A 15,663-nucleotide genomic window follows, 5' to 3' on the forward strand; every position below is an offset into this window, starting at 1 on the left:
ATGGGAAATGAGACGGACAAGAAGCCCACGCTCACGCGCGAGGAGAAGCTCGCGCTGCTCGCGAAGCGGTTGGAGAAGAAGCCCCGGCCCGCGCTTCCGCTGACGTTCTCTCAGCAGCGGATGTGGTCCCTGGAACAGCGCTCACCCGGACTGCCTGCCCACCACCTGCCGCTGATCCTGGAGCTGTCTGGCCGGCTGGACGTAGCCGTGCTGGAACGGAGCTTCCAGGAAGTGGCGCGGCGCCACGAGTCACTGCGCACGCACTTCGGCGAGGTCTCCGGCACACCGGTGCAGTTCGTCGAACCCCAGGCACGCCCGCCGTTCACGGTGGAAGGACTGGAAGACGTCCCAGAGGCGGTGCGTGAAGCCGCCGTGCACCAGCGCATCCAGCAGGAGCTGGAGACACCATTCGACCTGTCCCGCGGCCCGCTGGCTCGCGGGGTGTTGCTGCGCGTGGCTCCGGAACGCCATGTGCTCCTGGTGGTGGTGCACCACCTCATCTCCGACCCTGTGTCCATGGGCGTGCTCACCCAAGAGGTCGTGGCGCTCTGTGACGCCTTCGCCCAGGGCCTGCCGTCGCCGCTGCCTGTGTTGCCGCTCCAATATGGGGATTACGCGTCCTGGCAGCGAGGGAAGCTTCGCGGTGACGCGCTCGACGCGCACGTGGAGTTCTGGCGCAAGCGTTTGGAGGGCGCGCCGCATGAATTGGAGTTGCCCACGGACCGCCCGCGGCGCTCCGCGACCGGACGGGCAGCTCAGCGGAGGGCCTTGTTGCCCGTGTCATGGGTGGAACGCCTCGAGTCGCTGGCGCAGGCCGAAGGCGCCACGTTGTTCATGGCCGTGCTGGCGGGGCTCCAGGTCCTGCTTTCACGCTACGCCGGGCAGAAGGACCTGCTCATTGGCGCCTCGTACACGAACCGGGGCCGGCAGGAGACGAAAGGGCTCGTGGGCCTCTTCGTCGAGCCGCTGGTCCTGCGAGCGGACCTCTCCGGCCGGCCGGGCTACCGTGAGCTGCTGAGCCGCGCGAAGGCGGATACGGTGGAGGCCTTCGCGAACGCGCATGTTCCTTTCGAACCGCTGCTGAGTGCACTGGGCGTGGCGCAGGACCCGACGCGCGCACCGATGTTCCAGGTGCTCTTCGGGGAAATCGACGCGCCGCCACCGCTTCGCGAGGTGCAAGGGCTCGACGTGCGCGTGCTCGACGCGGATGTGTCGCGCACCGACGTGGACCTGACCCTGATGATGTCCCGAGGCCCTGATGGCCTTGCGCTGACGGCCACGTACAACGCGGCGTTGTACGACGCGGCCACCATCGAGGGACTGCTGGGCCATCTGGAGACGCTGCTCGACGCGGCGGTGGCGTCACCCGACCGGCCCGTCGAGACGCTGGCGATGCTCGCGGCCGAGGAGCGGCACCGGTTGCTGGTGACGTGGAACGGCGCGAACGAGCCCTTGCCTCCGGACGCCTGCGCCCATGCGCTGTTCGAAGCGCAGGTCGCGCGGACACCGGACGCCATCGCCGTGGTGTCCGGCGGTGAGTCCGTGACGTATCGCGAGCTGAACGCGCGGGCGAACCACGTGGCGGCACGCCTGCGCGCGCTCGGCGTGGGCCTGGAGTCCCGGGTGGCCGTGTGCGTGGAGCGCTCGGTCGAGTTGCTGGCGGCGTTGCTGGGTGTGCTCAAGGCGGGTGGCGCCTACGTGCCGCTGGACCCGGAGTACCCAGCGGAGCGCCTGGGCTACATGCTGGAGGACTGTGGTGCTCGCGTGGTCGTGGCACGGCAGCCGTACCGCGAGAAGCTGGGCGATGCACCGGGGCGGGTGTGGTTGGACGTGGCGTCACTCACGCCGGACGTAGAGGGGATGGCGTCCGAGCCGGCCGCCGTCGTTCCACCGGAAGCCGCGGCGTACGTGCTCTACACGTCGGGCTCCACGGGACGGCCGAAGGGCGTGGTGGTGCAACACCGCTCACTGGTGAGCTTCATTCGCGCGGAGTGGCAGGTCTGCCCGGTGGAGCCGGGCGACCGGGTGCTCCAGTTCGCGTCCATCAGCTGGGATACGAGCGCGGAGGAGATCTATCCGTGCCTCACTCGCGGCGGCACGCTGGTGCTGCGCACGCCCGAGATGTTGGACGTCCCGGAGGTCTTCCTGGCCCGGTGTGAAGCGGCCGGCATCACCCAGCTGAACCTGCCCACGGCCTTCTGGCATGAAGTGACGGCGAGCCTGGATGAAGGCAAGGCGCGCCTGCCCTCGGGCTTGAAGTGGGTGGTTATCGGTGGCGAGCGCGCCGTCCCCGCGCGGGTGTCGCAGTGGCGGCAACGCGTGGGCCGCGCGGTGCCTCTGCTGAACACGTACGGCCTCACCGAAGTGACAGCGGTGGCCACGGCCGTGGACGTGACCACCGACACCGAGGACTCCGGGCGCGAGGTGGCCATTGGCCGGCCGCTGACGAATGTCCGTATCTACGTCCTCGACGGGGAACTGGAGCCAGTGCCCGCGGGCGTGGTGGGCGAGATGTACGTCGGTGGCGAAGGTGTGGCGCGCGGATATCTCGGCCGGCCGGAGCTGACAGCGGAGCGGTTCGTTCCCGCGCTGCAAGGGGACGGGGCGCGGCTGTACCGCACCGGCGACAAGGCGCGATGGCGGCGGGACGGCGTACTGGAGTACCTGGGCCGGGGTGACTCGCAGGTGAAGGTGCGCGGTCATCGCATCGAGCCCGGTGAGGTGGAGTCGGCGTTGCTCGGGCAACCGGGCGTGCGCGAGGCGCTGGTCGTGGTGCGCGAGGACGCACCGGGCGACAAGCGGCTGGTGGCCTACGTGGTGCCCCGCGATGGGCGCGAGCTGGCGGGCGGCGAGGTGCGCGCGGGCCTGGAGTCGCGCCTGCCGCGATTCATGGTGCCGCAGGCGGTGGTGGTGCTGGAGCGGCTTCCGCTGCTTCCAAACGGGAAGGTGGACCGCAAGGCGCTGCCCGTGCCGGAGGCCGTACGGGAGTCTCGAAAGGAGGCGCACGTCGCGCCTCGGACGCCCGTGGAGCAGATGCTCGCGGGCTTCTGGGCGGAGGTGCTGCGCCTGGAGACGGTGGGGCTGCACGACAACTTCTTCGAGGTGGGCGGCCACTCGCTGTTGGCCATGCAACTGGTCGCGCGGGTCCGTGAAGCCTTCCGGGTGGACCTGCCGCTGCGCGACGTCTTCGAGTCGGCCACGGTGGCGACGCTCGCGGAGCGGATTTCCAGGGCGGTGGCGACCGCGGGCATTCCGGCGCCTCCGCTGAAGAGGATGGAGCGCGGCGGAACAGTCCCGCTGTCATTCGCGCAACAGCGCCTGTGGTTCCTGGCGCAGCTCGACCCGGCGAATACGTCCTACAACCTCTGGGCGCCTGTTCGTGTGACGGGGGTTTTGGACGTCGGCGCCCTGGCACGGAGCTTCGAGGCGTTGGTTCGCCGGCATGAGGCGCTGCGCACCACGTTCCGCGCCGAATCTGGCTCTCCGGTGCAGGTCATCGCCGCGGATACTCAGGTGCCGCTGGAGGTGGTGGACCTGTCCGTGTTGCCAGAGGGCGAGCGCGAGGCCTCGGTGAAGGCACGGACCGAGGCGGAGGTGGGCCGTCCGTTCCAACTGGCGCAAGGGCCCTTGCTGCGTACGGTGCTGCTCAAGTTGTCCGAGCAGGAGCACGTGTTGGTGCTGGTGATGCACCACATCGTGTCGGACTACTGGTCCATGGGCATCCTCGTGCGGGAGGTGGCCGCGCTCTACGAGGCATTGTCCCAGGGGCGGCCGGAACATTTGCCCGAGCTGTCCGTGCAGTACGCGGACTTCGCGATGTGGCAGCGAGATTGGCTCAAGGGGCAGGTGCTGGAGTCGCAGCTCGCGTACTGGCGGAAGCAGCTTGCTGGGGCGCCGCGAGCGTTGGAACTCCCCACGGACAAACCGCGACCCGCGACGCAGACGTTCCGGGGCGCGAACCTTCAGGTCCTGTGGCAGAAGGCGCTGTGGCGTGAGGTGGAGTCGCTCGGCCGACGCGAGGGCGCGACGCCCTTCATGGTGTTGCTGGCCGCGTTCCAGACGGTGCTGTCGCGCTACTCGGGCCAGGACGACGTGAGCGTGGGGGCTCCCATCGCAGGGCGTTCGCACTCGGAGACGGAGGGGTTGATTGGGTTCTTCGTCAACACGCTGGTCCTGCGGTCGAAGCTGTCGCCCGCGCTGAGCTTCCGCGCGTTGCTGGGGCAGGTCCGCGAGGTGACCCTGGGCGCCTATGCGCACCAGGACGTGTCATTCGAGAAGCTGGTGGAGGAACTCCAGCCCGAGCGCGATCTGAGCCGTAGCCCGTTGTTCCAGGTGACGCTGACACTTCAGAACACCCCCGCCGCCGAAGTCCAGCTGAGGGGCATCACGCTCAAGGGACTGGCGACGGAGGAGAAGACGTCGAAGTTCGATCTCTCCCTGGTGGTGGAGGAGGTGCCGAACGGCGTCGTGGCGATGGTCAACTACAACAGCGACCTGTTCGAGCCCGGGACGATGGACCGGATGCTCGGACATTTGAAGGTGCTGCTGGAGGCCGCCGTTACGGATCCGGAGAAGCGTCTGGCCGAACTGCCGTTGATGGGGAGTGAAGAGCGGCAGCGACTGGTGAAGGAATGGAGTGGGACGGCTTCTACGTACCCACGGGACGCCAGCCTGAGTGCCCTCTTCGAGGAGCAGGTGCGGCGGACGCCGGACGCGGTGGCGGTGGAGTACGAGGAGCAACGGCTGACGTACGCGGAGTTGAACCGGCGTGCCAACCAGCTGGCACACCACCTGAGGGGAATGGGCGTTGGGCCCGAGGTGCGGGTGGGGTTGTGTGTGGAGCGCTCACCGGAGCTGGTGGTGAGCGTGCTGGGCATCCTGAAAGCGGGGGGCGTGTACGTGCCGCTGGATGCCAGCTACCCGCTGGAGCGTCTGGCATGGATGAAGGCGGAGGCCGGCGTCGCATTGCTGGTGGCGCAGGAGAAGCTGGCGGACGAGGTCGCGGCGGGCGGCGAGCTGGTGGTGTGCGTGGACACGGAGTGGGAGACGCAGATTGCCCTCCAGCCGGAAACCACGCCCAGTGCCAACGTGGGCGGTGGAAACCTGGCGTACGTGATGTTCACGTCGGGAAGCACGGGGAAGCCGAAGGGTGTGGCCGTGCCGCACCGAGCGGTGTCACGTCTGGTGCTGGAGACGGACTTCGCTCAGTTCGGGCCTGAGGAGGTGTGGTTGCAACTGGCGCCCATCTCCTTCGACGCCTCGACGTTGGAGGTGTGGGGCGCGCTGCTGCACGGCGCGAAGCTGGTGGTGTACCCGGCGGGGACGCCGTCGCTGGAGGAGCTGGGCCGCAAGCTGGAGTCTTCTGGTGTGACGTCGTTGTGGCTGACGGCGGCGCTCTTCGAGCAGATGCAGGCACGCCAGCCGAAGGCGCTGGCCACGGTGAAACAGTTGCTGGCGGGTGGCGATGCCTTGCCGGTGTCTCGAGTGAAGGAGCGACTGGCGGCAGGTGGCCTGCTCATCAACGGGTACGGCCCGACGGAGAATACGACGTTCTCCAGCACGTACCGGATGGAGAGGCCGGAGGAAGTAGGTGCCTCGGTGTCCATCGGCCGGCCGGTGAAGAACACGGTGGCCTATGTGCTGGACGCGGGGATGCGTCCGGTGCCGGTGGGGGGGCCGGGCGAGCTGTACGTGGGCGGAGACGGGCTGGCAGTGGGGTACGTGGGGCGCCCGGAGCTGACGGCGGAGCGCTTCGTACCGAGTCCATTTGGTGAGGGAGAGCGGCTGTACCGCACGGGGGACGTGGTGCGGTGGCTGAGCAACGGGACGCTGGAGTTCCTGGGCCGAGCGGACACGCAGGTGAAGGTGCGTGGCTATCGGATTGAGCTGGGCGAAGTGGAAGCGGCGCTGGCCCAGCACGGTGGCGTCAACGAAGCCGTGGTGGTGGCACGCGAGGATGGGAACGAAGGCAAGCGGTTGGTGGCCTACGTGACAGCGCAGGAAGGTGCCTCGCTGGATGCGGGTGCACTGAGAAGCCACGTGAAGCAACGGCTGCCGGAGTACATGGTGCCGTCGGTGTATGTGGTGCTGGAGTCGTTGCCGCTGACGCCCAACGGCAAGGTGGACCGCAAGGCGCTGCCCGCACCGGATGCACAGGGTCCGAAGACGGCGCACTTTGAAGCGCCCCGCACGGCGACTGAGCAGAAGCTGGCGTCCATCTTCGCCGAGGTGCTCAACGTCGAGCGTGTCGGACTCGACGGAGATTTCTTCGAGCTGGGCGGACACTCGCTGCTGGCCACCCAGTTGGTGTCACGCGTCCGCGAGTCTTTCCAGGTGGAACTCCCCCTGCGGGACGTCTTCGAATCGCCGACGGTGGAGAAGCTCGCTCTTCGGCTGGAGGAACCGCAGGCGGGGGCTTCAGCCCTTCACGCACCGCCCCTGAAGCGGATCCCTCGGTTGGGGGCACTGCCGCTGTCGTTCGCTCAGCAGCGACTGTGGTTCCTCGAACAGCTGGAGCCAGGGAGTCCCGTCTACAACATCCCCTTGGCCATCCGGCTTTCGGGCGCACTGCGGGTCGATGCACTGGAGCGCGCGCTTCGTGAGTTGGTGCGGCGCCACGAAGTCCTGCGAACGACGTTCCGCACCGAGGGCGGGGCGCCCGTACAGGTTGTCTCCCAGCAGGCGGTGAACGCACTGCCGGTGGCGGACCTGTCGTCGCTCTCGTCCGAGGCGGCCGAGGCGGAGGTCCATCAGCTGCTGCGTGAGGAGTCCCTCCGCGGATTCGACCTCGCCAGTGGGCCGTTGCTGCGCACACGATTGCTGAGGCGCTCCGAGGCGGAGCATGTGCTTCTGGCGAACATGCACCACATCGTCTCGGACGGGTGGTCCATGGGCGTCATCGTCCGGGAACTCGCGGCGCTCTACGGGGCCTTCCGCGAAGGACAGCCGTCGCCGCTGCCTGAACTGGACGTGCAATACGGTGACTTCTCCGCGTGGCAGCGCGCCTGGCTGGAGAGTGGCGCGCTTCAGCGGCAACTGGACTGGTGGCGTCAACAGCTCGAAGGGGCCCCTCACGTCCTCTCGATTCCCACGGACAGGCCGCTGCCCGCGGTTCAGACTTTCCGAGGCGCGAATCTCCGGGTGAGCATCCCACCGGCGTTGACCTCAGGCGTGAAGGCACTGGCGCAGCGACATGGTGCAACGCCGTTCATGGTGCTGCTGGCGAGCTTCCAGGCGTTGCTGGCCCGGTACTCGGGGCAGGACGACCTGGTGGTGGGAACGCCCGTCGCCGGACGTAACCGCGCGGAGACAGAAGGGCTCATCGGCTTTTTCGTCAACACCCTGGCGCTGCGGGCACGTCCGTCCGCCGATAAGCCGTTCCTCACGTTGCTTCGCGAGGTGAAGGACGCGGCGCTGGGTGGCTACGCGCATCAGGACGTTCCATTCGAACAGCTCGTGGAAGCGCTCCAGCCGGAACGCACGCTCAGCCACTCGCCGCTGTTCCAGGTGATGTTCTCCCTGCAGAACACGCCGGTGCCGGAGGCGTTCGTGCCCGGGCTCTCGATGAGCGCGATGGACACGGAGATCGGCGCCGCGAAGTTCTTCCTGACGCTGGCGTTGGAGGACCTGCCGGACGGCTTCTCCGGCGTCTTCGAGTACAACGCGGACCTCTTCGAGACGGCCACCGTTCAGCGCATGGCCGCGCACTGGCTCACGCTGTTGGAGGCTGCCGTGGCCTCCCCGAGTCGCCGTTTGTCCGAGCTGCCGCTGCTCTCTCCTAAGGAGCGGCACCAGCTCCTGGTGGAGTGGAACGACACCACAGCGGAGTATCCACGCGATACGCCCGTGCACGTGCAGTTGGCGGACCTGGCGACGCGCATTCCGGAAACGGTGGCGCTCACTTGGGAGGGTGGGCAGCTTACTTTCGCGGAGCTGATGGCGCGGAGCCGCTTGTTGGCGGCGCATTTGCGGCGCTTGGGGGTGGGGCCCGAGGTCCGGGTGGGCCTCTTCGCGCGCCGATCGCCGGAGCTGGTGGTGGGACTGCTCGCCATCCTGGAGGCCGGTGGTGCCTGGGTGCCGCTGGAGCCGGATGCTCCCCGTGAGCGGCTGGCGCGCATCCTGGAGGACGCGGCGCCCGCGGTACTCCTCACCCAGCGGGCGTTGCGAGACCTGGCGCCCGCGACCTCGATGCCCGTGGTGTTGATTGAGGATGACCTTGGGTCAGTCGCCGCTGAGGTTTGGGATGCGAGCGCGGTGGCGGACAACGCCGCCTACGTCCTCTTCACCTCCGGGTCGACGGGCCGTCCGAAGGGCGTGCTCGTCTCCCACCGCGCATTGGCGCGACACACGGCGTGGTTCATCGCCACGTTGAAGCTGGGCACGGGAGACCGGGTGTTGCAGAAGGCCTCTGCTGGCTTCGACGCCTCGGTGCCCGAGTTGCTGGCCACGCTGGTCTCTGGTGCTCGGCTGGTCATCGCACCGCCTGATGCCGAGAGCGACACCGAGGTGCTGCTGGCCGCGTTGGAACGCCTGCAGGTCACGGTGCTCCAGTTGGTTCCGTCGCAGCTTCGCGTCCTGTTGGCGCACGAAGGTGTGGCGCGAGCTGCGGGCCTGAGGGTGCTGGTATCCGGGGGCGAGGCGCTGCCGGTGGAGCTCGTTCACCAGGCCCGGGCGCGGTTGCCGTCCACGACCATCATCAATGCGTACGGACCGACCGAGACCACGGTCGATGCCACGGCCTGGCTGGGAGGCGACCTGGGCGAAGGCCCCTTCGCGCCCATTGGCCGACCCATCGCGAACACCCAGGCGTACGTCCTGGATGCACAGGGCCAGCCTGTCCCAGTGGGCGTCCCGGGAGAACTCTTCGTCGGTGGAGATGGCTTGGCGCGCGGGTATGTGGGCCGGCCGGACCTGACGGCGGAGCGTTTCGTGCCGGGCGCCTTGGGTCATGCGCCGGGCGCCCGGCTCTACCGCACGGGTGATCGGGTGCGGTGGCGCTCGGGAGGTTCGCTGGAGTTCCTGGGCCGTGTGGACACGCAGGTGAAGGTGCGAGGGCACCGCGTCGAACCCGGTGAGGTGGAAGCGGTGCTTGCGGAGCACCCGGCCGTCCACGTCGCCGTGGTGGTGGCGCGGAAGGACGTTTCGGATGAGACGCGGCTCGTGGCCTACGTGGTGCCAAGGGATGAGGCAGGAGCCGTGGATGCCACGGCGCTGCGGGCCTTCCTGGCGGAGCGTCTGCCTCCGGCCATGGTGCCTTCGTGGTTCGTGGTCCTGGAGGCGCTGCCGCTGCTCCCCAGCGGGAAGGTGGATCGAAAGGCGCTGCCCGCACCGGACGTTGACGTCAGCGAGCGACAGTACGTCGCACCGCGCACCCCGACGGAAGAGCTGCTGTGCGGCTTCTTCAGCCGGGTGCTGGGCGTGGAGCGCGTGGGCATCCACGACGGATTCTTCGAGCTGGGGGGCCACTCGCTCCTCGCGACGCAGCTCGTCTCGCGGGTGCGTTCTGCCTTCCGGGTGGAACTCGCGCTGCGGGAGTTGTTCGAGGCGCCCACGGTGGCGGAGCTGGCGCGTCGCATTGATCTGGCGAAGCGGTCTGGGGTGGAGATGCCGGTGCTTCGGAGCCCGGCGGCGCCTCGCGCCCGTGAGCTGCCCTTGTCGTTCGCGCAGCAGCGACTGTGGTTCCTGGATCAGCTCCAGCCGGGGAGTGCGTTCTACAACGTGTCCGCGGTGGTGAAGTTGACGGGCCCGTTGGATCCGAGCGCGCTGGAGTGGAGCTTCGAGGAACTGGTGCGCCGTCATGAGGCACTGCGGACGACCTTCCGCGCCAAGGGGGGAACCCCGGTGCAGGTCATCTCGGCCGAGCCGACGCTCGCCTTCGCTGTGGTGTCCCTGGAAGCGCTGGAGGACACCGAGGGTGATGCCGCTGCGACGCGCTGGGCTGAAGAGGAGGCCCAGCGGCCCTTCGACCTGACGAAGGGGCCGTTGCTGCGTGCCACGTTGCTACAGCTGCGGGAGCGGGAGCGGGAGCACGTGCTGGTGCTGGTGATGCACCACATCGTGTCGGACGAATGGTCCATGGGCATCCTCGTGCGCGAGGTGGCCGCGCTCTACGAGGCGCTGTCCCAGGGACACCGCTCCCCGTTGCCGGACCTGCCGCTCCAGTATGGCGATTACGCTGTCTGGCAGCACGAGTGGCTGGCAGACGACGTGTTGGAGGCGCAGCTCGGATACTGGCGACAGCAGCTCGCTGGGGCGCCGAGTGCGTTGGCGTTGCCCACGGACAAGCCTCGCCCGGCGATGCAGACGTTCCGCGGGAGCATGAAGGAGGCGCTCTGGCCCTCCGAGCTATGGGCCGCGGCGAAGGCGCTCGGGCAGAGAGAGGGCGCGACACCGTTCATGGTGCTGCTCGCGGCCTTCCAGACGGTGCTGTCGCGCTACTCGGGCCAGGACGACGTGAGCGTGGGCTCACCCATCGCGGGCCGCACGCGCGAGGAGGCAGAGGGGCTGATTGGCTTCTTCGTCAACACGTTGGTGCTGCGGACGAAGGTGTCCCAGGTGTCGAGCTTCCGCGAGCTGTTGGCGCAGGTCCGCGAAGTGACATTGGGTGCGTATGCTCACCAGGACGTGCCGTTCGAGAAGCTGGTGGAGGAACTCCAGCCCGAGCGCGATCTGAGCCGCAGCCCGTTGTTCCAGGTGACGCTGACGTTGCAGAACACGCCTTTCTCCGAGGTCCAACTGCGAGAGCTGACGCTGAAGGGCGTCGACGCCGGGGAGAGGACCTCGAAGTTCGATTTGTCGCTGCTCGCGGAAGAAGTGCCGCACGGGTTTTCCGTGGCGGTGAACTACAACAGCGACCTGTTCGAGGCCGCGACGATGGAACGGCTGCTGGGGCACCTGCGCGTGCTCCTGGAAGCCGCTGTGAGCGCTCCAGAGACGCGGCTGCTCGACCTGCCGCTGATGGGTCGTGAAGAGCAGCAGCAGTTGGTGAAGGAGTGGAGCGGGACGGCTTCTGCGTACCCACGCGATGCCAGCCTGAGTGTCCTCTTCGAGGAGCAGGTGCGGCGGACGCCGGACGCGGTGGCGGTGGAGCACGAGGACCATCGGCTGACGTACGCGGAGTTGAATCGCCGTGCCAACCAACTGGCGCACCACCTGAGAAGCATGGGTGTGGGGCCTGAGGTGCGGGTGGGGTTGTGTGTGGAGCGCTCACTGGAGCTGGTGGTGAGCGTGCTGGGCATCCTGAAGGCGGGGGGCGTGTACGTGCCGCTGGATGCCAGCTACCCGCTGGAGCGTCTGGTATGGATGAAGCGGGAGGCCGGCGTCGCGGTGCTGGTGGCGCAGGAGAGGCTGGCGGACGAGGTGGCCGCGGGCGGCGAGCTGGTGGTGTGCGTGGACACGGAGTGGGAGACGCAGATTGCCCTCCAGCCGGAAACCACGCCCAGCGCCAACGTGGGCGGTGGAAACCTGGCGTACGTGATGTTCACGTCGGGAAGCACGGGGAAGCCGAAGGGTGTGGGCGTGCCGCACCGAGCGGTGTCACGCCTAGTGCTGGGAACGGACTTTGCGCACTTCGGGCCTGAGGAGGTGTGGCTGCAACTAGCGCCCATCTCCTTCGACGCCTCGACGTTGGAGGTGTGGGGCGCGCTGCTGCACGGCGCGAAGTTGGTGGTGTACCCGGCGGGGACGCCGACGTTGGAGGAACTGGGCCGGAAGCTGGAGTCTTCTGGCGTGACGTCGTTGTGGCTGACGGCAGCGCTCTTCGAGCAGATGCAGGCGCGGCAGCCGAAGGCCTTGTCGAGCGTCCGCCAGGTGCTCGCGGGTGGCGATGCCTTGCCGGTGTCTCGAGTGAAGGAGCGGCTGGCAGCGGGCGGTGTGCTCATCAACGGGTACGGCCCGACGGAGAATACGACGTTCTCCAGCACGTACCGGATGGAGAGGCCGGAGGAGGTGGGCGCCTCGGTGTCCATTGGCCGGCCGGTGAAGAACACGGCGGCCTATGTGCTGGACGGGGCAATGCGTCCGGTGCCGGTGGGGGTGCCGGGCGAGCTGTACGTGGGCGGAGACGGTTTGGCAGTGGGGTACGTGGGGCGTCCAGAGCTGACGGCGGAACGCTTCGTACCGAGTCCATTCGGCGAAGGAGAGCGGCTGTACCGCACGGGGGACGTGGTGCGGTGGCTGGCCAACGGGACGTTGGAGTTCCTGGGCCGAGCGGACACGCAGGTGAAGGTGCGTGGCTATCGGATTGAGCTGGGCGAAGTGGAAGCGGCGCTGGCCCAGCACAGTGGTGTCAACGAAGCCGTGGTGGTGGCGCGGGAGGATGGAGGCGAAGGCAAGCGGTTGGTGGCCTACGTGACGGCACAGGAAGGTGCTTCGCTGGACACGGGTGCATTGAGAAGCCACGTGAAGCAGCGGTTGCCGGAGTACATGGTGCCGTCGGCGTATGTGGTGCTGGAGTCGTTGCCGCTGACGCCCAATGGCAAGGTGGACCGCAAGGCACTGCCCGCGCCTGATGCAGAGCGTGCCGCAGGCGATCGCTTCGTTGCACCGCGTACCCCCGCTGAACAGAAGCTGGCATCCATCTTCGCCGAGGTGCTCAACGTCGAGCGCGTCGGGCTCGACGGAGACTTCTTCGAGCTGGGCGGACATTCGCTGCTGGCCACGCAGTTGGTCTCGCGTGTTCGCGAAGCCTTCCATGTCGAGTTGCCTCTACGGGACGTCTTTGAGGCGCCCACGGTTGAGAAGCTCGCCCAGCGGCTCGAGACGGAACCGAACGGCACGCAGGTGCTTCATGTGCCGCCGCCAACGCGAATTGAACGAACCGGGCCGTTGCCACTGTCGTTCGCGCAGCAGCGGCTGTGGTTCCTCGACCAGTTGGAACCGGGCAGCTCGTCCTACAACATCCCTATCGCAGTGAAGCTGACGGGGACGGTGCGGGTGGACGCGCTGGAGCAAGCCTTCGAGGCGCTGGTGCTTCGGCATGAGTCACTGCGCACGACCTTCCAGAGCAGCGGTGGTGCGCCGGCTCAAGTCATCGCAGCGGAGTCAATGGTCGAGCTGCGACTGGTGGACCTGAGTGACCTGTCTGAGGCTGAAAGGCCCTCGGAAGCCCAACGCCTGATCGCCGAAGAGGCGGCGCTTCCGTTCAACCTGACGCGCGGCCCATTGCTGCGCACGGTATTGCTGAAGCAGTCCGAGCAGGAGCACGTGCTGGTGCTGGTGATGCACCACATCGTGTCGGACGGCTGGTCCATGGGCGTGCTCGTCCGCGAGGTCGCCGCGTTGTATGAGGCGTGCTCGCAGGGCCTGTCGTCACCGCTGCCGGAGCTTCCACTCCAGTACGCGGACTACGCGGTGTGGCAGCGCGAGTGGCTCCAGGGTGAGGTCCTGGAATCACAGCTCGCATGGTGGAAGGAGCAGCTCCAGGGGGCCTCGCAGGCACTGGAACTGCCCACGGACAAGCCGCGTCCCGCGGTGCAGACGTTCCGTGGCGCCAGCCGGGATGTCCAGTGGCCGCGAGACCTGTGGGAGTCGGTCAAGGTGCTCGCGCATCGTGAAGGCGCCACGCCGTTCATGGTGCTGCTCGCGGCGTTCCAGACGGTGCTGTCGCGCTACTCGGGGCAGGATGACCTCTGCGTGGGCTCGCCCATCGCCAACCGCACCCGGGCCGAGACGGAGGGGCTGATTGGCTTCTTCGTCAACACGCTCGTCCTGCGTGCGCGACTCACCGGAAACCCCACGTTCCGGGAGCTGTTGGCGCAGGTTCGCGAACGGACGCTTGGCGCGTATGCGCATCAGGACATCCCCTTCGAGCGACTGGTGGAGGAACTCAAGCCAGACCGCGACTTGAGCCGCAGCCCGCTCTTCCAGGTGATGTTCATCCTGCAGAACACGCCCACCGTGGATCTGCACCTGCCGGGCCTGACGCTGGCGGGAATGGATGGTGACTCGCGCACGTCGAAGTTCGACCTCACCCTGGAGCTGGCCGAGACGCCGCAGGGGTTGTCAGTCAGCGCCGTGTACAACAGCGACCTCTTCGAGCCCGAGACGATGGACCGGCTGACGGGCCACCTGCGCGTGTTGCTGGAGGCCGCGCTCCAGACGCCGGATACTCGGTTGGGCGAGCTGCCGCTGCTGGGCGCAGGAGAGCAGCGCCGGTTGCTCGTGGAGTGGAACGACACACGCAGCGACTTCGTTCCCAACACCATCCAGGCCCTCTTCGAGGCGCAGGCCGCGAAGACGCCTGATGCGCTCGCGGTCGTCGCCGAAGACTCACGGCTGACCTACGAGGCGCTGAACCGGCGGGCCAATCAACTGGCGCACCACCTGCGTTCGCTGGGCGTCGGTCCGGATGTTCCGGTGGGCTTGTACCTGGACCGCTCCGCCAGCGCGCTGGTGGGCCTGTGGGGCATTCTCAAGGCGGGTGGTGCCTATGTGCCGCTGGACGTCACGTTCCCGGTCGAGCGCATCCGAAGTGTGCTCGCGGACGCGGGTGCCCAGGCGCTGGTCACGCAGGCGGCCCTGGCGGAGATCCTGCGCTGGGACGCGGGCGGGGTGGTCCGTCTGGATGCGGACGCGTCTTCTCTATTGGAACGGAGCGAGCGCAACCCGGAGCCCTCGGCGGCGCCGGAGAACCTTGCCTACGTCATCTTCACCTCTGGCTCCACGGGGCGGCCGAAGGGCGTGGCCATCGAGCACCGGCAGCTGGTTCATTACGTAGAAGGCGCCTCGCGCCGGCTGGAGCTGCCGGAAGGCGCTTCGTTTGCTTCCGTGTCCACGCTGGCGGCGGATCTGGGCCACACCGCTGTCTTCCCCACGCTTTGCCAAGGCGGCGCGCTGCATCTCGTGTCTCGTGAATGCGCGGCGGACCCGTCCGCCCTGGCCGCGCTCTTCGAGCGCGAGGCCGTGGACTGCCTGAAGGTCGTCCCCGCTCACTTGCAGGCGCTCCTGGCCTCCGGGAAGCCCGAGCGGGTGTTGCCGCGTCAGCGTCTGGTGCTGGGCGGTGATGTCTCGGATTGGGCGTTGATGGACCGGGTGCACGAACTGTCGCCGGACCTGGTGGTGTTCAATCACTATGGGCCCTCCGAGACGACTGTGGGTGTGCTCACGCTCCAGGTGGAGCGTGGGCCTCAGGGGCGTGTGTCGGCGTCGGTGCCGCTGGGGCGGCCCATTCCGAACGCGCGCGTCTACGTGCTGGATGCGTACCTGCGCCCGGTGCCCGTGGGCATTCCGGGAGAGCTGTGCATTGGTGGAAGGACCGTGGGCCGCGGCTACCTGGGCCGGGCGGACCTGACGGCCGAGCGCTTCGTGCCGGACGCGTACGCGGACGATCCGGGTGCGCGGATGTACCGGACGGGAGACCGGGCACGGCTGCTCGCGGATGGCCGGGTGGAGTTCCTGGGCCGCATGGATGACCAGCTCAAGGTTCGCGGCTACCGCGTGGAGCTGGGCGAGGTGGAAGCGGCGCTGGAGCGGCACCCCTCGGTGCGTGAGTCGGTCGTGGTGGCCCACGAGAGCGGGACGGATGGAAAGCGCCTGGTGGGCTACGCCGTGCCAAAGCCGGGCCACACCCTGGAGGTCGACACACTTCGTGACTTCCTGGGCCAGACGCTGCCTGACTACATGGTTCCGCAGGCCCTGGTGGTGCTGGAGGCGCTGCCGCTGACG

Annotated in this window: 1 protein-coding gene (only partly in view); it reads left to right on the plus strand. The window is 68.1% G+C overall.

Annotation, left to right across the window (positions count from 1 at the left end; genetic code table 11):
• Positions 1-15,663, plus strand: partial view of a non-ribosomal peptide synthase/polyketide synthase gene (locus BHS09_RS18235; protein ID WP_140798446.1) — the 5' end (the start) only. 20,169 nt of this gene lie beyond the right edge of the window; 15,663 of the gene's 35,832 nt are visible here — the first part of the coding sequence; it begins with the start codon at positions 1-3; the stop codon falls past the right edge of the window.

The organism is Myxococcus xanthus, from assembly GCF_006402735.1.
GTDB classification, from domain to species: Bacteria; Myxococcota; Myxococcia; order Myxococcales; family Myxococcaceae; genus Myxococcus; species Myxococcus xanthus_A.